Source organism: Vannielia sp. SX4 (assembly GCF_052828525.1).
This window is the reverse complement of record NZ_CM128247.1, coordinates 1,706,863-1,732,284: the sequence shown is the minus strand read 5'-3', so window position 1 is coordinate 1,732,284 and position 25,422 is coordinate 1,706,863. Positions and strand designations below refer to the sequence as shown.

Sequence of the window (25,422 nt, the reverse complement as noted above, 5' to 3'; positions counted from 1 at the left end):
CGAACACACCATAACCCGCAACCGGGCGTTCCGTGGGCGCCAAACTGACGAGGAGAGCCGATATGGCCCAGATTTCCCTCACCTTCCCCGATGGCAATTCGCGTGACTACGAGGCCGGGATCACCCCCGCCGAAGTCGCCGCCTCCATCTCCAAATCGCTCGCCAAATCCGCCATCTCCGCGATGGTCGATGGCAAGCACCACGATCTCGCCTGGCCGATCGAGGCCGATGCGCAGATCGCCATCAACACCATGAAGGATGACGCCCCCGCGCTGGAGCTGATCCGCCACGACTTTGCACACGTCATGGCCCGCGCCGTGCAGGAGCTCTGGCCCGACACCAAGGTCACCATCGGCCCGGTCATCGAGAACGGCTGGTACTACGACTTCGACCGTGAAGAGCCCTTCACGCCGGAGGATCTCGGCGCCATCGAGGCGAAGATGAAGCAGATCATCAACGCCCGCGATGCCGTCCGCACCGAGGTCTGGTCCCGCGCCGATGCCATCGCGCATTACGAAAACACCGGCGAGAACTACAAGGTCGAGCTGGTCGGCATGATCCCCGACGATGGCCAGCCGATCCGCATGTATTGGCACGGCGACTGGCAGGATCTCTGCCGCGGCCCGCACCTCCAGCACACCGGCCAGCTCCCCGCCGACGCCTTCAAGCTGATGAAGGTCGCGGGCGCCTACTGGCGCGGTGACTCGAACCGCCCGATGCTCCAGCGCATCTACGGCGTCGCCTTCAAAAACCGCGAAGACCTCAAGGCCCACCTCACCTTCCTTGAAGAGGCCGAAAAGCGCGATCACCGCCGTTTGGGGCGCGAGATGGACCTCTTCCACATGCAGGAGGAGGCCCCCGGCCAAGTCTTCTGGCACCCCAACGGCTGGACGATCTACACCGCCCTGCAAGACTACATGCGACGCAAGCAGCGCGCGGGCGGCTACCGCGAGATCAACACGCCGCAGGTCGTCGACCGCAAGCTCTGGGAGGCCTCGGGCCACTGGGAGAAGTACCAGCACCACATGTTCCTCGTGGAGGTGGACGAAAGCCGCGACGGCGAGAACGACGACGCCACCAAGGCCAAGGACCACAGCCAGACCCGGATCAACGCGCTCAAGCCGATGAACTGTCCCTGCCACGTGCAGGTGTTCAACCAAGGCCTTAAGTCCTACCGCGACCTGCCGCTCCGGCTGGCCGAATTCGGCTCCTGCTCGCGCTTCGAGCCCTCCGGCGCGCTCCACGGCATCATGCGCGTGCGCGGCTTCACCCAGGATGACGCGCATATCTTCTGCACCGAAGAGCAGATCCAAGAGGAATGCGCCCGATTCATCGACTTCCTCGCCAACATCTACGAAGAGCTCGGCTTCCCCGAATTCGAGATCAAGTTCGCCACCCGCCCTGAAAAGCGCGTGGGCAGCGAGGAGAGCTGGGATTACGTCGAGAACGCCCTCGAAAACGCCATCAAGGCCGTGGGCCGCGACTACACGCTTGAGCCGGGCGACGGCGCCTTCTACGGCCCCAAGCTCGACTTCTATCTGACCGACGCCATCGGCCGGGTCTGGCAGTGCGGCACCTTCCAGGTCGATCCCAACCTGCCCGAGCGCCTCGGCGCCACCTACATCGGGCAGGACGGCGAAAAGCACCGCCCCTTCATGCTGCACCGCGCGACGCTGGGCAGCTTCGAGCGCTTCGTCGGCATCCTGATCGAGAACTGGGAAGGCAAGCTGCCGTTCTGGCTCGCACCGCGTCAGGTGGTGGTCGCCTCCATTACATCCGAGGCCGATACCTACGTGAACGAGGTGGTCGCTGCGCTGCAAGCCAAGGGCATCCGCGCCGAGGCCGACACCCGCAACGAGAAGATCAACTACAAGGTCCGCGAGCACTCGGTCGGCAAGGTGCCGGTCATCCTCGCCTGCGGGGGCCGCGAGGTCGAGGAGCGCACCGTCTCCGTCCGCCGCCTCGGCGAGAAACAGACCGCCGTGCAATCGCTCGACGAGATCGTGGCAACCCTCGCCGCCGAGGCCACGCCGCCCGATCTGCGGTAACATCCCTGACACCCACGTGAGCGCCGCCCCGCACCCCGCCGGGCGGCGCTTTCATTTTGTAACCATATGTCGCCAACTCACGGCTTCGTGGGGGCAAATGTTACAAAACAGAGCAACCACCTCACGGGCAAAACCCCTGCTTTTCAGTGTCTTGCCAATTTTCAGCAAATTTTCTGCACCGCAAAAACCCGCTGCAAACATAACGGGCGCGTGTGTTCACAGGCCTGTCAATGGCGCGTGATCAACCCTCGGACATAGATTTTTGACATCCCCGGACGGATGACCCGGGGGCCAAGACAAACCTTGAAAAACCAACCAACCCAAGGGGATACCCATGTCCAAGACCGTCAAGACCCTCGCCGTGGCCGCTTCCGTCGCCGCCGCCATGACCGCCGCTACCACTGCCTCGGCCCAGAGCCAGGAAAAGTGCTTCGGCGTGTCGCTGGCCGGTGAAAACGACTGCGCCGCCGGCCCCGGCACCACCTGCAAGGGCACCTCGACCGTTGACTATCAGGGCAACGCCTGGACCCTCGTGGCCGCCGGCACCTGCGCCGACATCGAGCTGCCCGAAATGGCCGACGGCACCGCGCGCATGGGCTCGCTCGAAGAGCTCGACCGCGACCTGCCCGCCTCCTAAAACCTTCGCGCCCGGCTCCCTGTGGGGCCGGGCGCACCCCCTCCAGCACCGGAGAGCGACATGTCCCGCATTTCCGATTTTCGCCTCCCCGCCGGGGTGGGCGTTGGCTACAAAGCCCAGCATTTCAACGAGTTGGTGAGCGCGCCCGGCTGCGTCTCATGGCTCGAAATCCACGCCGAAAATTACATGGGCGATGGCGGCCGCCCGCTGGCCCAGCTTCGCCACCTCTCAGAGCGCTTCCCCATTTCCGTCCACGGTGTCGGCCTTTCCATCGGCGGCGAGGCCCCGCTGGACCGCGATCATCTCACCCGCTTGAAGCACCTCTGCGACTGGCTCCAGCCCGCCTCCTTCTCCGAGCACCTCGCATGGTCCACCCACGAGGGCGCCTTCCTGAACGACCTGCTGCCGCTGCCCTATACCGAGGCCACCCTCACCAGCGTCTGCGACCACATTGATCAGCTCCAGGCCACCATCGGCCGCGCCATGATGCTCGAAAACCCCTCCACCTACCTCGCCTTCGCGGAATCCGAGATGGAGGAAACCGACTTTCTTGCCGAGATCGCCCGCCGCACCGGGTGCGGATTGCTCTTGGATGTCAATAACGTCTACGTCGCTTCTACCAACCAGCAGCGCGAGCCGCTTGACTATATCGAACATTTCCCGCTCTCCGCCGTCCACGAGATCCACCTCGGCGGCCATGACGAGCAGAGTGACGAACACGGCGACCGCCTCCTGATCGACAGCCACGATGCCGAGGTCGTCGATCCGGTCTGGCAGCTCTACCGCGAAACCATCCGCCGCTCCGGCCCCCGCCCCACGCTCATCGAATGGGATGCCAACATCCCCCCCTTTGCCGAGTTGGAGGCCGAGGCCGCCCGCGCCGCGGCCATTCTCGAACCAGTCGCAGCATGAGCCAATCTGCCTTCCATACCGCGCTGCTCGATCCGGCCACCCCGGCCCCCGAGGGGCTAATCGACCCAAAGGGCCGCCCGGCAGGCAAGCGTTTCGATGTCTACCGCAACAACGTGGTCGTCTCCCTCTCCGAGGCGCTGGCCGAGGCCTTCCCGGTCTGCCAAGCTATTGTCGGCGAAGAGTTCTTCACCGCCCTCGCCGGGCAATACGTGCGCCAGCACCCGCCCCGCGATCCGCGCATCGCCACATGGGGCACCACCCTCCCCGCCTTCCTGGAATCCTTCCCCCCAGTCGCCCACCTGCCCTACCTGCCCGATGTGGCCCGGCTGGAGCAGGCCCTGCGCGAGAGCTACCACGCCGCCGACAGCACACCTATCGACCCGGCTACCATTACAACTGACAGCCGCTTCGCCCTCGCCCCCAGCGTCCGCCTCGTGCAATCACCCTATCCGATCCACGCGATCTGGCGCTTCACCCGGGGCGAGGGGTCCAAGCCCGCGCCGCAGGCCCAATCCGTCCTCGTCACCCGCCCCGGCTACGACCCGCAGCTCACCGTCCTGCAACCGCAGGCCCCCGCCTTCCTCGCCGGTCTTGCCGCTGGCGAAACGCTTGAAGAGGCCACGCCCGACGGCTTCGACATCACCGAAACCCTCACCGCCCTGATCACCGGCGGTGCGCTTACGGAGCCCCAGCCATGACCCGCCTCCTCAGCATTTACGATGCCATCGCGACCCAGCTGGAGGCCGCCGCGCCGTGGCTCATCCCCACCCTCGCCCGCCTCGTCTTTGCCGGGGTGCTGATGGTCTATTACCTCAACTCCGGCCTCGCGAAGTTCGGCGAGGGCATCCTCGGCCTCTTCCGCCCGGATGCGGGCGCCTATGTAACCATCTTTCCAAAGGCGATGGAGGCGGTGAGCTACGATGTGAGCCAGCTCGGCATCTTCCACTGGGCTGTCACCCTCGCCGGCACATGGGCCGAGGTGATCCTGCCGATCGCCATCGTCATCGGCCTCTTCACCCGCCTCGCCTCGCTGGCGATGATCGGCTTCGTCTTCGTGCAGAGCGTGGTCGATGTCTACGGCCACGGCGTCACCGGCGATGACATCGGCGCATGGTTCGACGCGCCGTCAAACGCCCTCTTGCTCGATCAACGCGCCTTCTGGGTCTTCGCCCTCGGCGTTCTGGTGCTGCGCGGCGCAGGGCCAATCTCGGTAGACCGCGCGCTCATGGCCTATCGCGGCCCCTCCGCCGCCCCGGCCTGAGCGCCTAGCGCAGCACCTCGGCCTGCACATCCGCGCCCCAGCCCAGCCAGAGCCGCCCGTCCTTTTCGATCACCGGACGCTTCATCAGCGTCGGATGGGCGGCCAGCAAATCCAGCGGCGGCGCCGCGTGCTCTGCCTCCGACAATCCGCGCCATGTGGTGGATTTCCGGTTCACCAGCGCCTCCCCGAAGGCCGCGAGAAACTGCTCCAATTGCCCCTGCGTAAGCGGATTTTCGCGCACGTCCACCAGCACCCCACCGCTCGCTTTCACCGCTTTTCGGCAGGTATCACACGTCTTTAACCCGTAAATTTTCATCGCTTCCGCCCCTTTTTTCGCCAAGACCACCGAGAATCCGATTCCTCGCCCGGCTTTGTCTTGCGTTTTTTACAACTCGAAACAATCCTCATACCCACGGAGACTTCACGACCGATACTGCCTCAGATGCGGACCGGAAGATTGAAGACCGGACTGCATGTGCCCCGCAGATCAGGGGCCGAAAACAAAGAGGGAGAAACGGAATGCCCACCGGCACCGTGAAATGGTTCAATACGACTAAGGGTTACGGGTTCATTGCACCCGACGATGGCGGAAAGGACATTTTCGTCCATATCTCCGCCGTGGAGCGCGCGGGCCTCACCGGCCTCGCCGACAACCAGAAGATCAGCTACGAGATGATCCCCGGCCGTGATGGCCGCGAAAGCGCGGGCGACCTCAAGCTGCTCTGACCGGCGCATCAGGGGCCGAGCCATCCGCCAAGCCCCGACCCTCTAAAACAAAAGGCCGCCGGTCTTGCCGTCGGCCTCTCTCTTTTTCTCTGCTTTTCCGACTGCCCGCGCAGAACGGCCCGGCTATTTGGCGCGTCGTCCCGGCGTGGCCTTCATCGCCCCGTAGCTCACCGTCTGGTTCGGTGTGCCGCAACTGATCACCCCGTCGAGCGTCACCGGCTGAAGCCCCTCGGGGCAAAAGTTCTCCTCCGGATAGGCATAGATCTTCGGCGCATCCGCCTTGCCCTCTGCCAGTGCGGCCCCCGCGCCCAGCACCAGCCCGATTGCGGCCATCGAAACACTCTTGCGCATGATACCTTCTCCTTGGCCAAAGCCTCCAAAGCCCATTCGCGGCAGCCAGGCGGGCCTGAAAACCCAATTCCACTCCAGTGTTATCGCAACTCCGCGTCAAAACAATTTCCAGATCAGAAACAGTTTGTCGCGAATACCCCCGATCGGTGCTTAAGCCACGCTTTCCGGCGCGACCGAAACCGCCTTCAAAACCGCAAACACATCGCGCCCCGGACCAAGTGCCATCGCCTCTGCCGAGCGCCGCGTGACCCGCGCCAGCAGCACCTGCCCGCCCGCCTCCAGCCGGGCGATCGCGCCGGGGCCGGTGCCCATGCGCACTTCCGTCACCCGCGCGGGCCAGACATTGAGCGCCGAGATACCGCGCGGCGCCTCGCTCGCCAGCATCACATCGGCGGCCTCGATATGCACCCGCAGCACCGCGCCGACCGGGTGGCTGACCACCGGCAGATGCAGCCGCAGCCCACCCGCCTCCAACTCGCTCAACCCGTCCTTGTGATGCGCCAGCACCCGCGCCTCCAGCACCGAGCCTGCCGCCCGCGGGCCAAGCGGGGTGACTTGCGGGTCGCCCAGCACATCCGCCGCCGGGCCTTGCCGCACCACCTTGCCCTCCGCCAGCGCCACCACCGTCGTCGCCAGCCGAGCGACCTCTGCCGGCGCGTGCGACACGTACAGCACCGGCACCCCCATCTCGGCGCCAAGCCGCTCGAAATAGGGCAAAATCTCCGCCTTCCGCGCCTCGTCCAGCGCCGCCAGCGGCTCGTCGGCCAGCAGCATTCGCGGCCCCGCCATCAGCGCCCGACCAATCGCCACCCGCTGCCGCTCACCCCCTGAGAGCGCCCCGGGGCGACGCTCCAGCAGCGGCCCGATGCCCAGCATCTCCACCACCCGCGCCTCCTCCGGCCCGCGCTTCGAGAACCAGCGCCCATAGCGCAGATTTTGCGCCACCGTCAGATGCGGGAACAGCCGCGCATCCTGAAAGATGCAGCCCATTCGGCGCTTGTGGGCGGGCAGGTTCACCCCGGCGCGGCTGTCGAACAGCACCTCGCCCTCCACCGTGATCCGGCCCCCATCGGGCTTGGCCAGCCCCGCCACCGCATTGATGATGCTCGATTTTCCCGCGCCCGAGCGGCCATACAGCACGGTGATCCCGGCAGGCGCCGCAAAGGCCACATCGAGGGTGAAGCCCCCCAGCTTCATCACCAGTGCCACATCCAGCGTCATCGGCCCGCCACCCGTGCGGCCACCCGGCGCGAAAGCCATTCGCTCAGCAGCAAGGCCCCCATCGCCACCACCAGCGCCACCACCACCAGCCGCCAGGCCGAGGCCTCCGCGCCCGGCACCTGCATGAAGTTATGCACCGCCAGCGGCAGGGTCTGGGTCTCACCGGGAATGTTGGAAACAAAGGTGATCGTCGCGCCGAACTCGCCCATCGCCTTGGCGAAGGCCAGCACCCCGCCCGCGATCACGCCGGGCAGGATCAGCGGCAGCGTCACGGTGCAAAACACCCATGCCCGTGAGGCCCCCAGTGTCGCCGCCGCCTGCTCCAGCTTCGGGTCCACCGCCTCCACCGAGAGCCGGATCGCCCGGACCAGCAGCGGGAACCCCATGATCCCGGCGGCAAGCGCCGCGCCCGTCCAGCGAAAGGCAAAGACCACGCCCACCTCGGCCAGCGCCCCGCCCAGCCAGCCGCGCGTGCCGAAGGTCATCAACAGCAGATAGCCCGTCACCACCGGCGGCAGCACCAGCGGCAAATGCACCAGCCCATTCACGATCTCCCGCCCCGGAAACCGCCAGCGCGCCAGCGCCACGGCCACGAAGATGCCCGGCGGCAGGGCAAAGAGCGTCGCCCAGAAGGCCACCTTCAGCGAAAGCGCTACCGCCGCCCATTCCTCCGGCCCGAGCCAGCTCACTCCTCAGGCACCTCGAAGCCGTGGCGGGCAAAGATCTCAGCCGCCTCAGGGGTTTGCAGAAACTCTAGCAAAGGCGCCCCGGCCTCGCTCAGTGCCGCCACGGGGTAGGTGATCGGCGGATGGCTCCCTGCCGGAAATTCCGCCACAACCCGCACCCCCGGCTCCGCCAATGCGTCGGTCGCGTAAACGATCCCAAGCGGCGCCTCGCCCAGCGCCACCAGCGCCAGCGCCGCCCGCACGTTGTCGGCCTGCACCACCCGCGGCGCGACCGCCTCCCAGAGCGCCAAGCTCTCAAGCGCCGCCTTGCCGTAAATTCCTGCAGGCACCGCCTCCACCAGCGCCATCGCCACCCGGTCGCCGCCCTCCAGCGCCTCCAACCCCACGCGCGGGTCATCAGCCGCGGCCACCAGCACCAACGCGTTGCTCAGCAAGTCCGCCCGCTCAAGCGCCACGCCCTCGGCCTCCAGCCAGTCGACCCACTCCGGGTTGGCCGAGATGAACACATCCGCCGGGGCCCCCGCCGCGATCTGCCGCGCCAGCGCCGAAGACCCCGCGTAAGAGACGCGCGCCTCCCCGCTCCAGCCCGCCACGACCTCGTCCAAGGCACCCTTCAGCGATGCGGCGGCAAACACCGTCACGCTCTCCGCCCGCGCCGTCACCGCGCCGAGCATCATCAGAACTGCCAGAAAAACCCGTTTCATGGCCGCGAGCCTAGCGCCCCACCGTAGGGTCGGCAATCTGCCCGCCGCCCCCACCATGGTCCTACCGCCGCAGCCACTCCCGCAGCACGCAGCGCGGCTCCCCCTCGCGCAGCACCTGCTCGCCCGCCAGCCGCCAGTCGGCCTCGTCGAACGCGGGCATGAAGGCATCGGCTCCCTCGATCTCAAGCTCAACCTCGGTGATCAGCAACCTGTCGGCCAGCCCCATGAAGGCCTTGAAAATCCCTTCACCGCCAATGCCATAGACCCGCCGATGCCCGGCGTCATGGGCATAGTTCAGCGCATGGCCCGGCTGGTGAAAGCTGTGCACGCCCAGATCGGTGCGCGAAGAGACTACAAGGTTCAACCGATCCGGCAGAGGTTTGAACGGCAGGCTCTCCCATGTCTTGCGCCCCATGATCACCGCGCCGCCCAGCGTTTCGCGCTTGAAGAACTTCAGGTCCTCCGGCGCCCGCCACGGGATGTCACCATCCTTGCCGATCGCGCCATTCCGGTCGCGTGCAACGATCAGGCTTAGCATTACACTGCCACCGGTGCCTTGATCGCGGGCGCAGGGTCATACCCCTCGATCACGAAGTCCTCGAAACGGAAGTCGAACAGGCTCTCCACATCCCGCGCCAGCCGCAACCTCGGCAGCTCCCTCGGCTCGCGCGAAAGCTGCTCCTGCACCTGCTCCATATGGTTGGAGTAAATGTGCGCATCGCCAATCGAATGCACGAACTCACCCGGCTCATAGCCCGTCACATGGGCCAGCATCACCGCGAGCAGCGCGTAGCTGGCAATGTTGAACGGCACGCCGAGGAACATGTCCGCCGACCGCTGGTAGAGCTGCAAGTGCAGCTTTCCGCCCAGCACCCGCACCTGCCAAAGCGTGTGGCACGGCGGCAGCGCCATATCGTCCACCTCGCCCGGGTTCCACGCGCTGACGATCAGTCGGCGGCTGTCGGGCGTGGCCTTGATCCGCTCCACCAGCGTTGCGATCTGGTCCACCGAGCGCCGCTCATAGAGCCGCTGCCCGTTCGCCACCGCATCCGTCGGCACAAGCTGCGGAAAGTCGCGCCACTGGCGGCCATAGACCGGCCCGAGATCGCCGTTCTCATCGGCCCACTCGTCCCAGATGCTCACGCCGTTCTCTTTCAGATACCTGATGTTGGTATCGCCCGAGAGAAACCACAGCAGCTCATGAATGATCGACCGCAGATGCAGCTTCTTCGTCGTCACCAGCGGAAAGCTCGTGCTGAGGTCATACCGCGCCTGCAGCCCAAAGGCGCTGACCGTGCCCGTGCCTGTGCGGTCGGTCGAAACCTCGCCCCGCTCCAGCACTTCCCTAAGGGCGTCCAGATACTGCCTCACCGATTCCCCCGTTTTCTGCTGCGCATTTGCCCTACCACATATCGCGGCCCTGCGAAAAGCACCCGCTTCATCTTGTAAAATCCGGCCCGAACGGGTGGATCGGCAACGCTCACCCCTTTCCCGCCCGATTTCGTTCACAAATCGTTGACACCTGCCCCCGCCACACGGAAATTAAGGCCAAACGAAGAGCAGTCACAAACAAGAACGAGTTCGCCATGCGCTCCAGCCTGTCCGCCATTGCCCTCCTCGCCCTTCTTTCGGCTTGCGGTGGAGGCGGCGAAGGAAACCCCGTCACAGCCGGGCCCGGCAACGAGACCGGCACCGACAGCGGCAGCCCCGCCAATGATAGCGCGGTCACGACCGGCACCACCACCCGCCGCGTCGCGGGCGACCTCACCGGCGTCACTCTGAATGGCGACAACACGCTCACCATCGACGACCTGCCCTTTGACGGCCCCGAAGGCACCGGCGCCGAGCGCTACACCTACATGGGCCTCGCGGCGGTGGAGGCCACCGGCGCCCCCTTCGCGCAGTATGAAAGCGGCGATGCCAGCGCCGAAACCAACCAGCGCAAGTATTTCGCCGTCTACGGCGCAGGCGCCTACACCACCGCCAGCGCGGTCGGCACCGGCGACTACAACGGCTTCGGCTGGGGCGGCGCGCAATACACCCGCAGCGGCGTGTCCGCGCCCGACATCGCCCGTCAGGGCGAGGCCGTGTACGAAGGCGGCTACGCTGGCGTGCGGGTCTCGACCTTCGGCGGCGGCGAGAATGACGTGAGCTTCACCACCGCCGACGCCACCATCGAGGTCGACTTCCTCGACTTCGAGACCACCGGCGCGATCGAAGGCGCGATCGGCGTGCGCAACGTCTACGACATCAATGGCGCATTCCTCGGCACCCTGCCCGCCATCAGCCTCGCCACCGCCTACTCCGATGAAGACGGCTTCATCTTCGACGGCGCCGCCTCCTCGCTCGACCGCACCGGCAGCAATGCCGGTGATGTCTTCGAGAGCGGCACGTGGGAGGGCGCCTTCGCCGGGCCCAACTCCGAGGAGATCGTTGGCCTGATCGTTATCACCGGCCCGGCACGGGAAGGTCAGAGCGATTCCGGCGGCTTCACCCAAACCGGTCTCGACGATGATACCGTCGATGGTTTCAACGCGCAGGAAACCGGCGTCTTCATCGCCACGGACCCGTAAGCCATGGGCCCCGCCCGTGGTCTCGGCCTCACGCTCGGGCGCATCTGTCTCGCGCTCCTGCTGATCGCAGGCCCTGCCGCCTCGCAACCCGTCACCGTCGAGCCCGCCGAGGCCCGGCAGATCGCGGCACGTGCCGTGATCGCGGGCCAGCCCGCCTACGGGCTGGATATCGCCCGCGCCCTGCTGGTGGCAGACCCAAACGATGTCGCCGCCGCCACCACAGCCAGCCGCGCCGCCCGCGCCCTTGGCCGCTACGCCGAGGCGCAGGCCTATGCCCGGCAGGCTTGGGAAGCCGCTGGCGACGACAAAGAGCGCTATCACGCCTCCGTCGCGATGGCCCAGGCGCTGGCCTCCGATGACAAGCGCACCCGCGCCCAGTTCTGGCTGCGCCGTGCCGCCGAATATGCGCCGAGCGATGCCGCCCGCACCGCCGCCCAGCGCGACTTCACCTATGTTCGCGGCCGCAACCCTTGGCGCAGCAAGCTGAGCCTGTCGCTCACGCCCTCCTCCAACATCAACAACGGTGCGGCCACCGACCGGATCGAGATCGGCGGCCTCGGCTTTCAGCTTTCAGGCGATGCGCAGGCGCTCTCCGGCACACAGCTCTCGCTCGGCGCTTCCACCGAGTACCGCATCCGCTCTGGCCCCCGCACCATCCTCCGCTTCGGCGGCGGCATCGAGGCCAAGCGCTACTGGCTCTCCGGCGAGGCCAAGGAACAGGCCCCGATGGCCGACGCCGCCGACTACGCCTATACCTCCGCCGAGCTCACCTTCGGCCTGACCCGCGCCCCCAAGAAGCGCCCGCAGGGCGCCAAGGGCCCCGCCTTCGGCCTCTTCGACGCCGAAGTCGCCATCGGCAAAAGCTGGTATGGCGGCGAACCGTTGCTCACCTTCGCCCGCGCCCGCCTCGGCCAGAGCTTCCGCCTCGCGCCCCGCACCTCCGGCTGGGTCGCCGTGCTGGGCGAATGGCAAGACCGGATCGACAACCCGCTGAACTCGCTCACCTCTTCCGAGCTGCAACTGGGCCTCTCCCGCCGCTTCGAGACCGGCCAACTCACCGTCATCGCTTCCGCCAAAGAGGTCGACTCCGACAGCGCGCTGACCGCCCACTCCTCGCAAAAGCTCTTCGCCGCCTACCGGTTGGCGAAACCAGTGTTCACCGCCGAAACCACGCTTTCCGCAAGCTACGAGTACCGCGATTACGAGGCCGCCCTCTTCAGCACAGACCGTCGCGACAACCGCGCCAAATTGGGCCTGACCTTCTTTTTTTCAGAGGCCGACTATTACGGCTTCGCCCCCGAGGTCGGCGTCAGCTTCGAGCAGAACAACAGCAGCGTCGATCTCTACTCGACCGAAACCCTCGGCATCACCTTCGGGCTGAAATCCACCTTCTGATGTCACGCCCGCCCGCACCTCCGCGCCACCTCGACGGCGGCACCCGCCGGCTCGAGCGCGGCATGGGCGACTGGGCCCGACGCCGCCTGCCCGGCTGGCTGGCAGACTTGGTCATGTTCACCCTCAAGCAGGGCTGGGCCGCGCTCTTCGGTGGGCTGCTGCTGGTCGCCATCCTCGCCACCAAAGCCGTCTGGCAACCGTCATGGGCGCTCGCCCGCTACGATTTTCTGGTGCTCTTCGCCCTCTCCACGCAGGTGCTTTTCCTCTGGGCACGGCTCGAAACATGGGAGGAGGCCAAGGTCATCGCGCTCTTCCACCTCACCGGCACGGCAATGGAGTTCTTCAAGGTGCAGGCGGGTTCATGGTCCTACCCCGAAGCCGGCGTGCTCAAGATCATGGGCGTGCCGATGTTCTCCGGCTTCATGTATGCCTCCATCGGCAGCTACATCGCCCGCGTCGCGCGGATCTTCGAGATGCGCTTCGCCCCCTACCCGCCGTTCTGGATGACCGTCCTGCTGGCCTGCGCGATCTACGTCAACTTCTTCGCCCACCACTTCCTGCCCGACATCCGCCTCGCCCTCTTCGCCGCCACGCTGATCCTCTACGCCCGCACCCGCGTCTGGTTCTACGTCGGCACCCGTCCGCTCTGGATGCCCCTTCCGCTCACCGCCTTCCTCGTGGCGCTCATGGTCTGGGTGGCCGAAAACATCGGAACCGTCACCGGCACATGGGCCTACCCCGGACAGCACTGGACGCAGATGGTCAGCTTTTCCAAGATGGGGTCATGGTACCTGCTGCTCTTCGTCGCCTTCGTCACCGTCACCCTAGTGATGCGCGACTTCCTCTACCGCGAGGCGCAACGCCCGCCACGCCGCGACCTGCCCCACGCCGGGGAGGAGCTGCGCGCATGATCCGGGCGCTCGCCCTGCTGCTTGCGCTCACCAGCCCCGCCACCGCCAATCCGGGCCGCGATCTCGCCGCCGCCGCCGAGGCCCAAGTCGGCGTCACCGTGATTTACGATCCCGCCTACGTTGGCCTCGAGTTCCCCGGCGGCGACCTGCCGCGGGAGCGAGGCGTCTGCACCGATGTCGTCATCCGCGCCCTGCGCGACGCGTGGGGCATTGACCTTCAGGCCGCCACCAATGCCGACATGAAGCGCAATTTCGCCGCCTATCCCCCGCTCTGGGGCCTGCGCACCACCGACCGCAACATCGACCACCGCCGCGTACCCAACCTCGAAACCCTCTTCACCCGCGCCGGCGCCGCGCTGCCGCTCTCCTCCGACCCGGCGGCCTTCGCGCCAGGCGACATCGTCAGCTTCCGCCTCACCGGCACCGCCTTGCCTCACATCGGCATCATCGCCAAAGGCACCGCGCCGGACGGCACACCGCTTGTCACCCACAACATCGGCGCAGGCACCCGCACCGAGCACATGCTCTTCGACCACCCGATGCAGGGCCACTTCCGCCTGACGGACGCCGCCCGCAGATGGCTCGCCGCCCGATGACGCCCAAGCGCCTTCTGACCTTCATCTTGGCCCAAGTATCTCCACGGGGGTGCGGGGGTGTGAACCCCCCGCTCCGCCCTCCGCTGCTCGCGCTGACGCTGGCCATATGCGCCACCACGGCCGCCGCGCAGGACGCCTGCCGCCAATCCCTCGCGCTCGGTCTCGATGTCTCCGGCTCCGTGGATCAGCGCGAGTACCGCCTCCAGCTCGATGGTCTGGCCGATGCGCTTAGCGACCCCGAGGTCACAACCGCCCTGCTCACCGGCACCGAGCGCCCGGTGCTGCTCGCGGTCTATGAATGGTCCGACGAGAGCTTCCAGCGGCTGCTGATCGACTGGATTGCCATCACCTCACCCGAGGCACTGGCAAGTGTCACCGGGCGGCTCCGCGAGATGCCCCGCCAGCCCGCGCCCCATACCACCGCCATCGGCGCGGCGATGCTCTACGGCGCCAGCCTCATCGCCCGCGCCCCCGCCTGCCCCAAGCGCACCATCGATCTCTCCGGCGATGGCAAAAACAACACCGGCCCCCGCCCGCAGGACGTGCGCGGCACCGCGCCACTCGCAGGCATCGTGGTGAATGGTCTGACCATCGGCGGCGAACCGGCCGACCACGCCGACCCCTCGCTCGCCGAGCTCTCCGCCTATTACAAGGCGCAGGTGATCCACGGGCCCGCGGCCTTCGTGATGACCGCGGAAAACTTCGAGAGCTACGCCGAGGCGATGGCCCGCAAGCTCTTGAAGGAGCTCGAAGGCGCCCCTATGACCGCCCTGCCCGGCCCCACCCGCCTCGCCGCCAACCCCTGAGCCAGCCCTCACCAGACACCCGCACCGATACGCCCCTCGCTGCGCTCGGCGCAGTGCGCGGTGGCCTCGCTGCGCTCGGGAGCGACACCGTTAGCCTCGTGGAACTCGGGCGCGCATTCGGCGAAGCACCTCGCTCCGCTCGGATGCGCCTCCGACCCGCTGCTTCGCTCCGCTTTGCACCGGGCCGCGCTCCGCCGCCTGCCGACCTCTCAAGCTAGGCCCACCGACCTCTCAGTGCACCCCAAACCCACTTGCACCGCTCCCCAAGAACCACAAAAGGCCGCCCCCTCCGTGGGAGCAGCCCTCTGCCCAAGCGGCTCTGCACGGGGACCGCCCGCCGCTCGCCTAATAAATATACCTGATCTGATCGCCCCAGTAGCGCTCCATCCGGCGCAGGGCGGCGGTGATCACCTCCAGCCCGTCCATGTCGATCGCGCCGCTGGTTTGCAGCCCCTCGGCGTGGCGCTCGAACAGCTCCGCCACCAGCGTGCGAATGTGGCGGCCCCGTTCGGTCAACCGCACCCGCACCGAGCGGCGGTCGATCTCGCAGCGCTGGTGGTGCATGTAGCCCAGTTCCACCAGCTTCTTCAGGTTGTAGCTCACGTTCGAGCCCTGATAGTAGCCGCGCGTCTTCAACTCGCCTGCAGTGACCTCGTTGTCGCCCACGTTGAACAGCAGCAGCGCCTGCACCGCGTTGATCTCCAGCACGCCGACGCGCTCGAACTCGTCCTTGATCACGTCGAGCAGCAATCGGTGAAGCCGCTCCACCAGCGCCAGCGTCTCGAGATAGCCGCCCATGAAACCCTGCCTCAGGCTGGGGGCGACGGGGGAATGGATGCTCATTGGCACCTCCGCCAGTTCTTGTCTGGCACCCCCTTACCGTTCGAAACCCTTAGAACTCGTTAAGTCCTGACAATTTTTCCGCAGATCATCGACAGTTCCGCGCCGTTCCTCGCGCAACCCTGCCGCAGCCGCCGCCTAGAGCCGGGCCTCCGGTGCCACCCGGCGCAACATCGGCAAATGCGCCTCGGGCGCGGGCTCCAGCCCGGTGACCCAGCGCAGCAGGTCCTGATCGGCCTCCTCCATCAGCGCCTCGAAGTCATCCAGCTCGGCCTCGCTCAGCTCCGCCATCCGGTTGTCGGCAAAGCCGCCCAGCAGCAGGTCCATCTCCTTGATGCCCCGCCGCCATGCGCGGATCTTCAGCCGCTTCAGCCGCACCTCGCGCGTCTCGCCCCCGCCCGCGCTCATTCGGTCGCCTCCAGCGCCGATTGCAGCCGTGTCTCCAGCCGCTCCAGCCGCTCGGCCTGCAGCACCATCTCGCCCCGCACCGCGCGGATCTCCGCCAGCAGCCCGGCCAGTTCGGCCGGGGCGGCGGCAGGCACCACGCCCTCGGGCAGCGGCGCATCGATCCCCGGGCCCTCGCCCGAAAGCAGCCAGCGCATCGACACGCCCAGCATCCCGGCCAGCATCTGCAGCTTGTTCGCCCGCGGCTCGCTGGCATCGGCTTCCCAATGCTTCACCGTCTTGGTCTTCACCCCCAGCCGCTCGGCCAGTTGCTTCTGACTCCAGCCCAACGCCTCGCGCGCGCCCGCAACCCTGTCACCAAAGGTGGCCGTCTCGGCATCGAACCAGCTGCCGCTCTCGCTCTCCATCTCAAATCCTCTCCGCGCCGGATTGGCGCTTGAACGCTCATCTTTGCGGGCCTACTACTCGGCCCCGTCCGAACTCAGACCGGAGCCCATCATGGCCTTCCTCTCCGACACGCTCTCGCGCGTGAAGCCCTCGCCCACCATCGCCGTCTCCAACCTCGCCGCCGAGCTCAAGGCCGCGGGCAAGGATGTGATCGGCCTCGGCGCAGGCGAGCCCGATTTCGATACGCCCGACAACATCAAGCAGGCGGGCATCAAGGCTATAACAGAGGGCAAGACCAAATATACAGCCGTAGACGGCATTCCCGAGCTGAAAGCGGCAATCTGCGCCAAGCTGAAGCGCGACAACGGGCTGTCCTACGAGCCCGCGCAGGTCTCTGTCGGCACCGGCGGCAAGCAGATCCTCTACAACGCGCTGATGGCCACGCTGAACCCCGGCGACGAGGTGGTGATTCCCGCCCCCTACTGGGTTTCCTACCCCGACATGACCCTGCTCGCAGGCGGCACCCCGGTGGTGGCCGAGGCTCAGGCCCAGACCAACTACAAGCTGACGCCCGAGCAGCTCGAAGCCGCAATCACGCCCAAGACCAAGTGGTTCATCTTCAACTCCCCCTCCAACCCCACCGGCGCGGGCTACACCTGGGACGAGCTGAAGGCGCTGACTGACGTGCTGCTGCGCCACCCCCACGTCTGGGTGATGACCGACGACATGTATGAGCACCTCGTCTACGACGGGTTCGAGTTCTGCACCCCCGCGCAGGTCGAGCCGCAGCTCTACGAGCGCACCCTCACCGTGAACGGCGTCTCCAAGGCCTATGCCATGACCGGCTGGCGCATCGGCTATGCCGCCGGGCCAAAGGAGCTGATCGCGGCAATGCGCAAGATCCAGTCGCAGAGCACCTCCAACCCCTGCTCGGTGTCCCAATGGGCCGCCGTCGAGGCGCTGAACGGCAGCCAGGATTTCATCGCCCCCAACAACGAGACCTTCAAGCGGCGGCGTGACCTCGTGGTCGCCATGCTGAACGAGGCCAAAGGGATCACCTGCGCCACCCCCGAGGGCGCCTTCTACGTCTACCCCGATGTCGCAGGCTGCATCGGCAAGACCTCCGAGGGCGGCAAGCTCATCTCCAACGATGAAGACTTCTGTACCGCCCTGCTCGAAGAAAAAGGCGTCGCCGCCGTCTTCGGCGCCGCCTTCGGCCTCTCGCCCAACTTCCGCGTCAGCTACGCCACCTCCGACGAGAACCTGAAAGAAGCCTGCACCCGCATCCAAGCCTTCTGCGCCGGGCTGATGTAGGGCAGGCGAACGAAAGCTGGGCAATCTGCCCACCACCAGACCAAAAGGCCCGGCCCAAAACGCCGGGCCTTTTCATTTGAAGGATGACCTGAGCTTGGGGGAGCAGGTCAGTTTCCGGCCCTGAGACCGCGTTCGAAAACGGCGCGGCTAAGGGCGGCTATGAGCCCAAACCTTCCGAATGGTGCAAATCCGCTAAATGATCCGTTGCTCCAGCTCGGCAGGATCGGCAACGTCGACATGCCAGAAGGCGCGCGCTTCAGCTGGGAGTTTGGCCAAAACGCGCTCGAAGTCTCTTCCGTTGGTGCAGCGCCGAACCGCCCATGCCGTCGCCTCAATCGCATTGTCCGGCGTTAGGTTGTGGTTCACCCGCACCTGCTTGACTTCCGAGAGTAGCGTCTCTCGGTCGCCAAACGCCGCGCGAGGCTCCGTAACATCCCAATTTTGAAGAAAAATCGCGCGAAGCACGCTGGGCAAGATACTTGCGAAGTTCAAACCCTCCTGAGCAGTCAGACGACGCCGGAACACCTGAAAGACCGCATCGACCGCCGTGTAAGCCATGTTGTCTGACTCGAGAGACATGCGCTCTTTCACGTCATCAAGGAAAGCGCGCCATTCTTTGGAGGCGTGCCGATATGTCCACGGCATTGGCATGGGTCGCTAGTTCCTTTGCCGGCATCGTCGCCGACACGTTTACCTAACTCCCCGGTATTTGTCGAAGAAACCAACGACAGCTTTGTCCCGCAAAGCCGCCACTCGCGCAACCGCAGCGAATTCATCCTCCCCCTCAGCCCGCAGCCACATCGTGCCTCCGCCGATCCCACCCAGCGCCCCCACCTAGCGCCGCCCCCTTCCGCCTGCTATCCAACTGCAAACGAACGAGGACAGAGGCCGATGGCAGGCGATTTGCCGGACTACTACTTCCGGGTGCGGGAAAACGGGGCAATGGCCTTCCGGGTCGATACCGAGAACCGCCAGCGCAGGATCGAGATGGACCAGATCGCCGTGATCAACATCAAGAACGGCGAGGTGAAACCCCACGGTGACCACAAGCTCACCGAAGAGGACATCGCCGCCATTACCGAGTGGATGACCGAGCGCACCGCCCTGCTGGCCCGCCGCGACATCGACGACATCCACCGCGCGGTCGACTACCTCAACATCACCACCCAATGGGTGCAGTCCAAGGCCGAGGACGATCAGCTCGAAGAGGTCACCGACGCGCTGCTGCTGGCCATGCACGATCTGCGCTCGGTTCTGGTGCGCAAAAAGGCCGATCGGCTGATGCGCGCCCGCGAGCAGGGCTGAGCGGCCTCGCGCCGAGGCAGGCCTGTTGCCTGCCCCCGGCTTTCCTGCCAATCTGCCGCCATGCATCGTTAATCACTTTGAAAGGGACACCCATGATCCGCAAGACGCTGCCCCTCCTTCTGGCCCTTACCCTCGCCGCCTGCGTGCAGCCCGCCCCCGAGGCCGAGCCGGAGCCCGAACTCGACGCCAACGGCGTGGAGGTTCTGCCGACCGACGAGGTCATCACCGAGGACGAGCTGCTCTCCTGAGCGCCGCCCAACGGCCCCGAGATATCGCCGGGCGACAGGCACCAGCCTGCCGCCCGGTTTGCGTTTTGCGGGTCCGGTCTGCCCGACCCGTCACGCGGCATTGTCGGGCTGCGCCCGCACCGCCCTCCGCCCTTTCAGCGAAATCCTGTAGGGCGCGCCGCCCCGGCTCTGGATCAGCCCACGCTTGCGCAGCCGGGCAAAGAGCTGCAAATCGCAGCTCTCCAGCACCAAACCGTCATGGGTGAAGCAGGTCACCGCCAGCACCTTGCCGCCCGCGCCGCGCTCATGGCGGATCAGGCCTCCACGGGCCAGCACATGCAGCGCCCGCTGTTCGTCTCTCGAAATGTTCATTGAAGTCTCTGGAATGCATGGAAGAAGGCTCAGGCCCTCCCGGGGCCCGTCCTGTCTCTCAGCTGCCACCCACGCGGGGCGGCGACCTCATGCAATCTCTGGCATCAAAGCTCCATCGGCCCGAACGCCGGACCGTTGCAGCGTCTATGCCCCAGCGCGACCGCCAAAGCAACAGTAGGCCGGGACGTGACCCGTCTCCCGGCCGGGCCGCTGCCCCTCTGGACACCCTTCAGAAATACAATGAGCCGCCAACGCCCGCCCTACTTGGCGAAGCCCAGCTCCATCTCCGCCCGCCAGAGCCGTTCTTCGGCACTGGCATCGGCCATCTTCAGCGCCTCCAGCACCTTCTCGTGCCCCTTCGCCTGCTCAAACCGCGCACCCCAGCGCTTGTCGAGATGGATGAACTCCCAGATCTGGTCGAGGGTCATGCAGCCAAAGCTCTCCGCCCGGTCGTAGGCATCCTCGATCCGCGCCACCTTCTCCTCGGTGCTGCGCCCCGGCATCTCCGGCCCAAGCTCCAGCACCGCACGGCGGCGCAACCCGCGGCCATGCTGCCCGGCCAGCTCGTCATATTGCTCAGACGACAGGCGCAAACGGCCAAACTCCGGCGGCGCGTTGTGGCTGGGGTTCTTCGTATGCGTCACCTCGCCCCCCGGCGGCTGCATCGCCACCGACAGCGCCGCGCCAAAAAGCTGCCCGCGCTGGCTGTCATCCAGCACCGGCAACAGCAGTGACATCACGTTGGGGTCGCCGTGGCGGAAGAGCACCGTCTCCCAGCCGGCGCCCCTGTCCACCGCGCCCACCTGCCTGCGGCCCACGATCGGCTCGGCCCGGTTGGCGGGGATCTCCACAAGGTTCAACCGCCGCAGATGGGCAAAGATGTTGCCCGCCGTCTTCTCGCCCTGATCCGGCCAGTCCCACCAGACCACCGCCGGCACACCTGCGCAGACATCCGTCACCTGCTCCACCGCAAAGAGGTTCGGGCAGGCCACCAGATGCGGCCCCCGGCCCAGCGCGGGCAGGTCGATCTCATCGGTGAAAAGCGGCAGCGCCTCCAGCCCCACATCGCGGATCCGGCCCGGCAGGTCGTCAAAATGCGCCCCGTCGATGACGGCAAAGATCCGCCCCGGCAGGCGCCGCAACAGGCTGCCCAAATGGTCCTTGGGTGCATTGTCACTCATCGGGGCCTCCACTCTGCCGTTGCGGCACCTGCCTAGCACCACTGGCCGAGGGGCGGAAGGGGGCCGCAGCCGCGCCCTGCGCCGTGGGCAAAACCGCCCGCGTCAGGCGGTCGCCATGGCCTCCGGCCGCAGCGCGCCGATCTTCACCGAGCGGCCCCAGAACCGCCAGAGCAGCAGCACGCCCGCCGCCGCCAGCCCCATCGCGAGGCCGAACCACACGCCCATGCCGCCCCAGCCCGCCGGGAAGCCCAGCGCCCAGGCCAGTGGCGCGCCGATACCCCAGTAGGAGACGGCGGCAATCCACATCGGCACCCGCATGTCCTGCACCCCGCGCAGCAGGCCCATCGCCGTCACCTGCGCCCCGTCGAAAAGCTGGAACAGGGCGGCCATCGCCAGCAGCCCCACCCCGGTCGCAAGGATCGCATCCCGCGCCGGTTCCGCAGGGTCCACGAAGAGACCCATCAGGAAGGCCGGGAAGGCGAGATAGGCCGCCAGCGTCACCACTGCCCATGCGATGCTCAGCGTGAGCGACACCGTCGCCCCCCGCCGCAGAGCCGGCTCATCCATCCGGCCAAAGGCCTTGCCCGCCCGGATGGTGGCCGCGTTGGAGAGGCCGAGATGCACCATGAAGGTCGCGCTGGCGATCTGGATCGCGATGCCATGAGCCGCCAGCGCAATGGTGCCGATCCAGCCCATCAGCAGCGACGAAAAGGCAAAGAGCCCGACCTCGGCCAGCAGCGTCAGGCCAATCGGCCAGCCGAGCGAAAACACTTGTGCCAGCGCCCCTGCATCGCCCCGCCAGAGCCGATGAAAGATGCCATGCTCGGGGAAGATCCGCACCGCGTAGAGCGCCAGCAGCAGCGCCGAGAGCACGTGGCCGGTGAGCGAGGCCCATGCCGCGCCGATCAGCCCCAACTCCGGCGCGCCCAACTTGCCGAAGATCAGCACCCAGTTGAGGAACACGTTGACCACCGCCGCCACGATGGCGATCCAGAGCAGCACCGAGGTCCGCTCCAGCGCCGAAAGGTAGCTCTTCAGCACCATGGTGATCAGCGCCGGCAGCAGCGCCACGCCCGCGATTCTCAGGTAGCCCTCCGCCATCGCGGCCAGCTCCGGGTCCTGCCCCAGCGCCACGAGGATCGGGCCGGAGAACCAGAACGCAGGCTGAAACCCGGCCCAAGCGAAGGCCGAAAGCCAGAAGCCCATCCGGGTGACGCGCCGCAGCCGCTGCACCCCCTCCTCGCCCCGCTCGCTGGCCTCTGCCACCAGAGGCAGCACCGCCTGGCTGAAGCCGATGGAGAAGATGAAGGCCACAATCCAGAAGGTGCCGGCGAGCACCATCGCTGCAAGGCCGGGGATCGAGTACCAGCCCATCATCAGCGTGTCGGTGATCTGGATCGCCATCTGCGCCAAATGCCCGCCGACGAGCGGCAGCCCGAGGAGCAGAATCGCCTTGGCGTGCCCCGCATATGTCATCTGATCGCGCATGGCCCCTGCTAGGGCTTTGCTGCCGCCGGGGCAAGACCCATGCTGTCAGCAGAGTTTCACAGGCCTCGCTGCGCTCGGTCGGCATCTGGTCGCCTCGCTGCGCTCGGGGGGCATTTGATAGCCTCGCTGCGCTCGGCGGGCATCCGGTAGCCTCGCTGCGCTCGGCGGGCGCCTCATAGCCTCGCTTCGCTCGGGAGGCGTCGGGCAGCCTCGCTGTGCGCGGTGTGCATCTGGCAACCTCGCTGCGCGCGGCGGGTCGGCCCTCGCCGGTCTGCCTTGATTGCCTCCCCCGCCGGCGGGACACCTCCCGCCCTGCGCCCGCTCAGAGCGCCCGCAGCAGCAACTGCCCGGCGACCAGAACCACCACCGCCCCGGCCACCAGTTCCAGCACCGGCCCGGCGACCCTGAGCGCCCCGCCGCGCCCCTCCAGCGCCGACCATGTGCCTTCGCGCAGGGTCACGGCCATGATGGCCACCGCAATCGTCACCAGCGCCGTGCCCAGCCCCATCGCAAAGGCGCCGGCCACGCCCGCGCCCGCCAGCCCGAGCCGCCACGTGATGACCAGCAAAAACAACGCCCCCGTGCAGGGCCGGATCGCGATGCCTGCGATGAGCAGCAGCATATCCCGCAGGCTCCCCGCCTGCTCCACCTGCTCCAACGTCGGCCCATGGGCATGGCCGCAGGTCTCGCAAACTGCGCCCGAACCACTGTAATCGTGGTGGTCATGGTGCGCGTGATGATGCGTATGGCCGTGGTCATGCACGTGGCCGTGGTCATGGCCGTGGTCGTGATCATGGTTGTGATGATGGTGATGCCCGTCTCCATCACCCTGCGCCCGCCGCATCAGCCCGCGCAGCCCGCGCCACGAAAGCCAGAGCCCGATCAGCGCAATCGCCCCGTAGCTCGCTGGGGCCAGCACCTCCTCGGTCAGCCCCTCGACCCGGTCTCCGCCCCAGCCTAGCAGCGCAATCGCGCCGTAAACCAGCAGCACCGCCGCCGCGGCCTGCGCCAGCGAGGACAGCAGCGCCAGCACCGAGAGCTTCACCAGCGGCACCCGCCGCCCAAGCCCGTAACCGCCGATCAGCACCTTGCCATGCCCCGGCCCGGCGGCATGCACCACGCCATAAGCAAAGCACAGCCCGATCAGCCCCCAGATCGCAGCCGGTTGGCCCGCCTTCAGCGCCCGGATCGCCCCGGCCATGCTGCCCTGAAATTCCTTTTGCGCCGCAGCCGCCCAGCGCCCCAGCACCTCCACCGCGCCGCTCGCCCAAAGACCCGCCAGCACCACGGCCAGCAGAAGCGCCGCGCCTACGATCCAGCGTCGCACGCGACCCGGACCTCCTGCGCAAACATGTCGCCCACCGGCGGAAACTCCGCCTCGTCCATGCCTTGCGCCTGCGCTGTGCCCTGAAGCTCGTCCAGCGCCGCCTGCAACTGCTCGGCGGCAGCATCGTAGTCAGGCACCCACAACTCCGCGCGGCATCCTTCGCGGCCGGTCAGCACCGTCTCCGAGGTCACCTCATAGGCGCTATAATAGGTCTCATCGTAGGGCGAGAGCACCACCACCTTCGCCGGGTCCACCGGATCCGCGAGCCGCCGCAGATGGCTGGAAGAGACCATGCCCCCCTCGAACCCCGCGCCGATCTCCTCGGGTGGGCCAAGTGCCACCGCCACGCCGTCGACGGTCAGATAGGTGTCGCCTTTGAACCCCTCGGGCCAGTTCATGTCGAACCCCTGCAGCGCCTCCAGCTCGGCCTCGGTGGCCTCGCCATCATAGTCGCTGTCCACCCCGCGTTCCTCGGTCACGTAGAGTGAGGTCAGCTCGTCATAGCGCCAGTTCACGCGCACGGCCTCGATCAGCCCGGCGTCGTTGAAGATCACCTCAAAGCCGGTCTCCACAAAAACATGCGGATGCGCCCCGAGCGCGCCGGGCACCGTCAGTGCCAAAGCTGTCAACCAGTGTTTCATGGCGGCGACCCTACAGCGGCCCCAAAGCCGCCTCAAGCGGCCACGGATGCCCTGAGCGAAACGTGACCCACCGGAAGTCAGCACTTGCCTCGACTCCCGCATGGCCAGCGCCAAACCCCTCCGGCCTTCACCCGCCCCGCCGCAAATCCGGATGCAACGCCGCACCCAGGATGTGATCGGCCCCATGCACCACATGCGCCCCCGCGCTCACCAGCTTCGGGTCCGGCCCCTTCACCACCTTCATGTCGCGCCCCGGATAATCAAGGCTCGCCAGAAAATGCCGCATGCAGGCAATCCGCGCCCGCTTCTTGTCGGCGCTCTTCACGATGGTCCAAGGCGCATCCGCCGTATCGGTGTAAAAGAACATCGCCTCCTTCGCCTCGGTGTAGTCGTCCCACATATCAAGGCTCGCCTTGTCGATGGGCGACAGCTTCCAGCGCTTCAGCGGGTCGGTCTCGCGGCTGGCAAAACGCGCCTGCTGCTCCTCCTGCGTTACCGAAAACCAGTACTTGAAGAGGCGGATCCCCGAGCGCACCAGCATCCGCTCCAACTCAGGCGTCTGGCGCATGAACTCGAGGTATTCATTGGGGCTGCAAAACCCCATCACCCGCTCCACACCCGCCCGGTTGTACCAGGAGCGGTCGTAAAAAACCATTTCCCCCGCCGTCGGCAGATGCTCGATATAGCGCTGAAAGAACCACTCCCCCTTCTCCTTCTCCGAGGGCTTGTTCAGCGCCACAACCCGCGCCTCCCGCGGGTTCAGATGCTCCATGAACCGCTTGATCGTCCCGCCCTTCCCGGCCGCATCGCGCCCCTCGAAGAGCACCACGATCTTCTGGCCGGTCTCCGCCACCCACTTCTGCACCTTCAGAAGCTCCGCCTGAAGCTGCGCCTTCTGCGCCTCGTAGCTCCGACGGCTCAGCCGCGTGTCATAGGGGTAGTCCCCTCGCTCGAACGCCTGACGCAGGCTGTCCGGCTGCGGGCTGGGCAGCGGCGCGGCATCTTTGGCAAGGCTGGATGGTATTGCAGCGGTATCCTCGGGCATCGGCAAACTCCTTCTCTGTTCCCCACGCCCATTTTACCCCGCCCGCCGCCGCCCCGCTTTGAC

At 66.7% G+C, this 25,422-nt stretch carries 31 protein-coding genes; 14 read left to right on the top strand and 17 right to left on the bottom strand.

Features of this window, described 5'->3' with window-relative positions:
- Positions 1-62 precede the first annotated feature (62 nt).
- The 5 genes from thrS (at position 63) to ACUXVX_RS08635 (ending at position 4,858) form a co-directional block, all read left to right on the top strand.
- On the top strand, positions 63-2,048 hold the full coding sequence (thrS, locus tag ACUXVX_RS08655; protein WP_446311207.1) for a threonine--tRNA ligase: 1,986 nt from the start codon (positions 63-65) through the stop codon (positions 2,046-2,048).
- Positions 2,049-2,382: 334 nt separating this feature from the next.
- Positions 2,383-2,685, top strand: a complete 303-nt coding sequence (locus ACUXVX_RS08650) for a BufA1 family periplasmic bufferin-type metallophore (RefSeq protein WP_222469967.1) — start codon at positions 2,383-2,385, stop codon at positions 2,683-2,685.
- A gap of 60 nt (positions 2,686-2,745) precedes the next feature.
- Positions 2,746-3,597, top strand: coding sequence for an MNIO family bufferin maturase (gene bufB / locus ACUXVX_RS08645; RefSeq protein WP_446311206.1), 852 nt, complete (start codon positions 2,746-2,748; stop codon positions 3,595-3,597).
- Positions 3,594-4,295 carry an HvfC/BufC N-terminal domain-containing protein gene (locus ACUXVX_RS08640; protein WP_446311205.1) on the top strand — a complete coding sequence of 234 codons (702 nt, stop codon included), beginning with the start codon at positions 3,594-3,596 and terminating at the stop codon, positions 4,293-4,295. The genes bufB and ACUXVX_RS08640 overlap by 4 nt, the downstream gene beginning before the upstream one ends.
- Positions 4,292-4,858 carry a DoxX family protein gene (locus ACUXVX_RS08635; RefSeq protein WP_446311204.1) on the top strand — a complete coding sequence of 189 codons (567 nt, stop codon included), beginning with the start codon at positions 4,292-4,294 and terminating at the stop codon, positions 4,856-4,858. Before ACUXVX_RS08640 ends, ACUXVX_RS08635 begins: the two co-directional genes overlap by 4 nt.
- Positions 4,859-4,862: 4 nt before the next feature.
- On the opposite strand, the gene ACUXVX_RS08630 is transcribed toward ACUXVX_RS08635, so the two are convergent.
- A complete protein-coding gene (locus ACUXVX_RS08630; protein ID WP_446311203.1) occupies positions 4,863-5,174 on the bottom strand; it encodes an arsenate reductase family protein in 312 nt (103 codons plus the stop codon).
- A 203-nt stretch (positions 5,175-5,377) separates the two neighbouring features.
- On the opposite strand from ACUXVX_RS08630, the gene ACUXVX_RS08625 reads away from it, so the two are divergent.
- Positions 5,378-5,584: a cold-shock protein gene (locus ACUXVX_RS08625; protein ID WP_074254814.1), complete on the top strand. Its 207-nt coding sequence runs from the start codon at positions 5,378-5,380 to the stop codon at positions 5,582-5,584.
- Between the two features lie 123 nt (positions 5,585-5,707).
- Here the strand turns inward: ACUXVX_RS08625 and ACUXVX_RS08620 are convergent, their stop codons facing one another.
- The 6 genes from ACUXVX_RS08620 to ACUXVX_RS08595 form a co-directional block, all read right to left on the bottom strand.
- Positions 5,708-5,935: a hypothetical protein gene (locus tag ACUXVX_RS08620; protein WP_446311202.1), complete on the bottom strand. Its 228-nt coding sequence runs from the start codon at positions 5,933-5,935 to the stop codon at positions 5,708-5,710.
- Positions 5,936-6,085: 150 nt separating this feature from the next.
- On the bottom strand, positions 6,086-7,156 hold the full coding sequence (modC, locus tag ACUXVX_RS08615) for a molybdenum ABC transporter ATP-binding protein (RefSeq protein ID WP_446311521.1): 1,071 nt from the start codon (positions 7,154-7,156) through the stop codon (positions 6,086-6,088).
- The gene (gene modB, locus ACUXVX_RS08610; RefSeq protein ID WP_446311201.1) at positions 7,153-7,845 is read right to left on the bottom strand and encodes a molybdate ABC transporter permease subunit; all 693 of its coding nucleotides are present in this window, start codon (positions 7,843-7,845) and stop codon (positions 7,153-7,155) included. The genes modC and modB overlap by 4 nt, the downstream gene beginning before the upstream one ends.
- Entirely contained in the window at positions 7,842-8,546 is a 705-nt protein-coding gene (modA, locus tag ACUXVX_RS08605; protein WP_446311200.1) for a molybdate ABC transporter substrate-binding protein, read from the bottom strand. The genes modB and modA overlap by 4 nt, the downstream gene beginning before the upstream one ends.
- Before the next feature lie 61 nt (positions 8,547-8,607).
- Positions 8,608-9,084: a dihydrofolate reductase gene (locus ACUXVX_RS08600; protein WP_446311199.1), complete on the bottom strand. Its 477-nt coding sequence runs from the start codon at positions 9,082-9,084 to the stop codon at positions 8,608-8,610.
- Entirely contained in the window at positions 9,084-9,917 is an 834-nt protein-coding gene (locus tag ACUXVX_RS08595; protein ID WP_446311198.1) for a thymidylate synthase, read from the bottom strand. The genes ACUXVX_RS08600 and ACUXVX_RS08595 overlap by 1 nt, the downstream gene beginning before the upstream one ends.
- Before the next feature lie 215 nt (positions 9,918-10,132).
- Here ACUXVX_RS08595 and ACUXVX_RS08590 point away from each other — a divergent pair, with 215 nt between their 5' ends.
- From ACUXVX_RS08590 to ACUXVX_RS08570, 5 genes are read left to right on the top strand one after another with little or no spacing between them, the layout of a single operon-like run.
- Positions 10,133-11,119, top strand: coding sequence for a hypothetical protein (locus ACUXVX_RS08590; protein WP_446311197.1), 987 nt, complete (start codon positions 10,133-10,135; stop codon positions 11,117-11,119).
- Positions 11,120-11,122: 3 nt separating this feature from the next.
- A complete protein-coding gene (locus tag ACUXVX_RS08585) occupies positions 11,123-12,514 on the top strand; it encodes a surface lipoprotein assembly modifier (RefSeq protein ID WP_446311196.1) in 1,392 nt (463 codons plus the stop codon).
- Positions 12,514-13,425 (top strand): DUF817 domain-containing protein, encoded by a 912-nt coding sequence (locus ACUXVX_RS08580; RefSeq protein WP_446311195.1) that lies wholly within the window; start codon positions 12,514-12,516, stop codon positions 13,423-13,425. The genes ACUXVX_RS08585 and ACUXVX_RS08580 overlap by 1 nt, the downstream gene beginning before the upstream one ends.
- On the top strand, positions 13,422-14,021 hold the full coding sequence (locus ACUXVX_RS08575) for a DUF1287 domain-containing protein (RefSeq protein WP_446311194.1): 600 nt from the start codon (positions 13,422-13,424) through the stop codon (positions 14,019-14,021). The genes ACUXVX_RS08580 and ACUXVX_RS08575 overlap by 4 nt, the downstream gene beginning before the upstream one ends.
- Positions 14,022-14,080: 59 nt before the next feature.
- Entirely contained in the window at positions 14,081-14,827 is a 747-nt protein-coding gene (locus ACUXVX_RS08570) for a DUF1194 domain-containing protein (RefSeq protein ID WP_446311193.1), read from the top strand.
- 345 nt (positions 14,828-15,172) lie between these two features.
- On the opposite strand, the gene ACUXVX_RS08565 is transcribed toward ACUXVX_RS08570, so the two are convergent.
- The 3 genes from ACUXVX_RS08565 to ACUXVX_RS08555 all read right to left on the bottom strand — a co-directional run bounded on the left by ACUXVX_RS08565 (position 15,173) and on the right by ACUXVX_RS08555 (position 16,479).
- On the bottom strand, positions 15,173-15,670 hold the full coding sequence (locus tag ACUXVX_RS08565) for a MarR family winged helix-turn-helix transcriptional regulator (protein WP_222469981.1): 498 nt from the start codon (positions 15,668-15,670) through the stop codon (positions 15,173-15,175).
- 135 nt (positions 15,671-15,805) lie between these two features.
- Complete coding sequence (locus ACUXVX_RS08560; RefSeq protein ID WP_446311192.1) at positions 15,806-16,075, bottom strand: FAD assembly factor SdhE; 270 nt, start codon at positions 16,073-16,075, stop codon at positions 15,806-15,808.
- Positions 16,072-16,479 (bottom strand): helix-turn-helix domain-containing protein, encoded by a 408-nt coding sequence (locus ACUXVX_RS08555; RefSeq protein ID WP_222469982.1) that lies wholly within the window; start codon positions 16,477-16,479, stop codon positions 16,072-16,074. The genes ACUXVX_RS08560 and ACUXVX_RS08555 overlap by 4 nt, the downstream gene beginning before the upstream one ends.
- A 91-nt stretch (positions 16,480-16,570) precedes the next feature.
- Between ACUXVX_RS08555 and ACUXVX_RS08550 the strand changes: the two genes are divergently transcribed.
- Positions 16,571-17,773, top strand: a complete 1,203-nt coding sequence (locus tag ACUXVX_RS08550; RefSeq protein ID WP_446311191.1) for a pyridoxal phosphate-dependent aminotransferase — start codon at positions 16,571-16,573, stop codon at positions 17,771-17,773.
- Between the two features lie 192 nt (positions 17,774-17,965).
- On the opposite strand, the gene ACUXVX_RS08545 is transcribed toward ACUXVX_RS08550, so the two are convergent.
- On the bottom strand, positions 17,966-18,418 hold the full coding sequence (locus tag ACUXVX_RS08545; protein ID WP_446308452.1) for a DUF2267 domain-containing protein: 453 nt from the start codon (positions 18,416-18,418) through the stop codon (positions 17,966-17,968).
- A gap of 246 nt (positions 18,419-18,664) precedes the next feature.
- On the opposite strand from ACUXVX_RS08545, the gene ACUXVX_RS08540 reads away from it, so the two are divergent.
- Both ACUXVX_RS08540 and ACUXVX_RS08535 read left to right on the top strand, forming a co-directional pair.
- Entirely contained in the window at positions 18,665-19,078 is a 414-nt protein-coding gene (locus ACUXVX_RS08540) for a hypothetical protein (protein WP_222469985.1), read from the top strand.
- 92 nt (positions 19,079-19,170) lie between these two features.
- Positions 19,171-19,326: a hypothetical protein gene (locus tag ACUXVX_RS08535; protein ID WP_222469986.1), complete on the top strand. Its 156-nt coding sequence runs from the start codon at positions 19,171-19,173 to the stop codon at positions 19,324-19,326.
- A gap of 90 nt (positions 19,327-19,416) precedes the next feature.
- Here ACUXVX_RS08535 and ACUXVX_RS08530 read toward each other — a convergent pair whose 3' ends face one another.
- The 6 genes from ACUXVX_RS08530 to ppk2 all read right to left on the bottom strand — a co-directional run bounded on the left by ACUXVX_RS08530 (position 19,417) and on the right by ppk2 (position 25,359).
- Positions 19,417-19,677 (bottom strand): YjhX family toxin, encoded by a 261-nt coding sequence (locus tag ACUXVX_RS08530; protein ID WP_222469987.1) that lies wholly within the window; start codon positions 19,675-19,677, stop codon positions 19,417-19,419.
- A gap of 260 nt (positions 19,678-19,937) precedes the next feature.
- On the bottom strand, positions 19,938-20,858 hold the full coding sequence (locus ACUXVX_RS08525) for a DUF4123 domain-containing protein (RefSeq protein ID WP_222469988.1): 921 nt from the start codon (positions 20,856-20,858) through the stop codon (positions 19,938-19,940).
- A 102-nt stretch (positions 20,859-20,960) separates the two neighbouring features.
- Positions 20,961-22,346, bottom strand: a complete 1,386-nt coding sequence (locus ACUXVX_RS08520) for an MATE family efflux transporter (protein ID WP_446311190.1) — start codon at positions 22,344-22,346, stop codon at positions 20,961-20,963.
- Positions 22,347-22,668: 322 nt separating this feature from the next.
- On the bottom strand, positions 22,669-23,673 hold the full coding sequence (locus ACUXVX_RS08515) for a nickel/cobalt transporter (protein ID WP_446311189.1): 1,005 nt from the start codon (positions 23,671-23,673) through the stop codon (positions 22,669-22,671).
- On the bottom strand, positions 23,655-24,314 hold the full coding sequence (locus ACUXVX_RS08510; RefSeq protein WP_446311188.1) for a DUF1007 family protein: 660 nt from the start codon (positions 24,312-24,314) through the stop codon (positions 23,655-23,657). Before ACUXVX_RS08510 ends, ACUXVX_RS08515 begins: the two co-directional genes overlap by 19 nt.
- A gap of 127 nt (positions 24,315-24,441) precedes the next feature.
- A complete protein-coding gene (ppk2, locus tag ACUXVX_RS08505; RefSeq protein ID WP_446311187.1) occupies positions 24,442-25,359 on the bottom strand; it encodes a polyphosphate kinase 2 in 918 nt (305 codons plus the stop codon).
- Positions 25,360-25,422: the final 63 nt, after the last annotated feature.

Bases quoted from the DNA above. Each gene is read 5' to 3' on its own strand.
- thrS (WP_446311207.1), top strand. From the start codon at position 63: ATGGCCCAGATTTCCCTCACCTTCCCCGATGGCAATTCGCGTGACTAC.
- ACUXVX_RS08650 (WP_222469967.1), top strand. From the start codon at position 2,383: ATGTCCAAGACCGTCAAGACCCTCGCCGTGGCCGCTTCCGTCGCCGCC.
- bufB (WP_446311206.1), top strand. From the start codon at position 2,746: ATGTCCCGCATTTCCGATTTTCGCCTCCCCGCCGGGGTGGGCGTTGGC.
- ACUXVX_RS08640 (WP_446311205.1), top strand. From the start codon at position 3,594: ATGAGCCAATCTGCCTTCCATACCGCGCTGCTCGATCCGGCCACCCCG.
- ACUXVX_RS08635 (WP_446311204.1), top strand. From the start codon at position 4,292: ATGACCCGCCTCCTCAGCATTTACGATGCCATCGCGACCCAGCTGGAG.
- ACUXVX_RS08630 (WP_446311203.1), bottom strand. From the start codon at position 5,174: ATGAAAATTTACGGGTTAAAGACGTGTGATACCTGCCGAAAAGCGGTG.
- ACUXVX_RS08625 (WP_074254814.1), top strand. From the start codon at position 5,378: ATGCCCACCGGCACCGTGAAATGGTTCAATACGACTAAGGGTTACGGG.
- ACUXVX_RS08620 (WP_446311202.1), bottom strand. From the start codon at position 5,935: ATGCGCAAGAGTGTTTCGATGGCCGCAATCGGGCTGGTGCTGGGCGCG.
- modC (WP_446311521.1), bottom strand. From the start codon at position 7,156: ATGACGCTGGATGTGGCACTGGTGATGAAGCTGGGGGGCTTCACCCTC.
- modA (WP_446311200.1), bottom strand. From the start codon at position 8,546: ATGAAACGGGTTTTTCTGGCAGTTCTGATGATGCTCGGCGCGGTGACG.
- ACUXVX_RS08600 (WP_446311199.1), bottom strand. From the start codon at position 9,084: ATGCTAAGCCTGATCGTTGCACGCGACCGGAATGGCGCGATCGGCAAG.
- ACUXVX_RS08590 (WP_446311197.1), top strand. From the start codon at position 10,133: ATGCGCTCCAGCCTGTCCGCCATTGCCCTCCTCGCCCTTCTTTCGGCT.
- ACUXVX_RS08585 (WP_446311196.1), top strand. From the start codon at position 11,123: ATGGGCCCCGCCCGTGGTCTCGGCCTCACGCTCGGGCGCATCTGTCTC.
- ACUXVX_RS08580 (WP_446311195.1), top strand. From the start codon at position 12,514: ATGTCACGCCCGCCCGCACCTCCGCGCCACCTCGACGGCGGCACCCGC.
- ACUXVX_RS08575 (WP_446311194.1), top strand. From the start codon at position 13,422: ATGATCCGGGCGCTCGCCCTGCTGCTTGCGCTCACCAGCCCCGCCACC.
- ACUXVX_RS08565 (WP_222469981.1), bottom strand. From the start codon at position 15,670: ATGAGCATCCATTCCCCCGTCGCCCCCAGCCTGAGGCAGGGTTTCATG.
- ACUXVX_RS08560 (WP_446311192.1), bottom strand. From the start codon at position 16,075: ATGAGCGCGGGCGGGGGCGAGACGCGCGAGGTGCGGCTGAAGCGGCTG.
- ACUXVX_RS08555 (WP_222469982.1), bottom strand. From the start codon at position 16,479: ATGGAGAGCGAGAGCGGCAGCTGGTTCGATGCCGAGACGGCCACCTTT.
- ACUXVX_RS08550 (WP_446311191.1), top strand. From the start codon at position 16,571: ATGGCCTTCCTCTCCGACACGCTCTCGCGCGTGAAGCCCTCGCCCACC.
- ACUXVX_RS08545 (WP_446308452.1), bottom strand. From the start codon at position 18,418: ATGCCGTGGACATATCGGCACGCCTCCAAAGAATGGCGCGCTTTCCTT.
- ACUXVX_RS08540 (WP_222469985.1), top strand. From the start codon at position 18,665: ATGGCAGGCGATTTGCCGGACTACTACTTCCGGGTGCGGGAAAACGGG.
- ACUXVX_RS08535 (WP_222469986.1), top strand. From the start codon at position 19,171: ATGATCCGCAAGACGCTGCCCCTCCTTCTGGCCCTTACCCTCGCCGCC.
- ACUXVX_RS08530 (WP_222469987.1), bottom strand. From the start codon at position 19,677: ATGAACATTTCGAGAGACGAACAGCGGGCGCTGCATGTGCTGGCCCGT.
- ACUXVX_RS08525 (WP_222469988.1), bottom strand. From the start codon at position 20,858: ATGAGTGACAATGCACCCAAGGACCATTTGGGCAGCCTGTTGCGGCGC.
- ACUXVX_RS08520 (WP_446311190.1), bottom strand. From the start codon at position 22,346: ATGCGCGATCAGATGACATATGCGGGGCACGCCAAGGCGATTCTGCTC.
- ACUXVX_RS08510 (WP_446311188.1), bottom strand. From the start codon at position 24,314: ATGAAACACTGGTTGACAGCTTTGGCACTGACGGTGCCCGGCGCGCTC.
- ppk2 (WP_446311187.1), bottom strand. From the start codon at position 25,359: ATGCCCGAGGATACCGCTGCAATACCATCCAGCCTTGCCAAAGATGCC.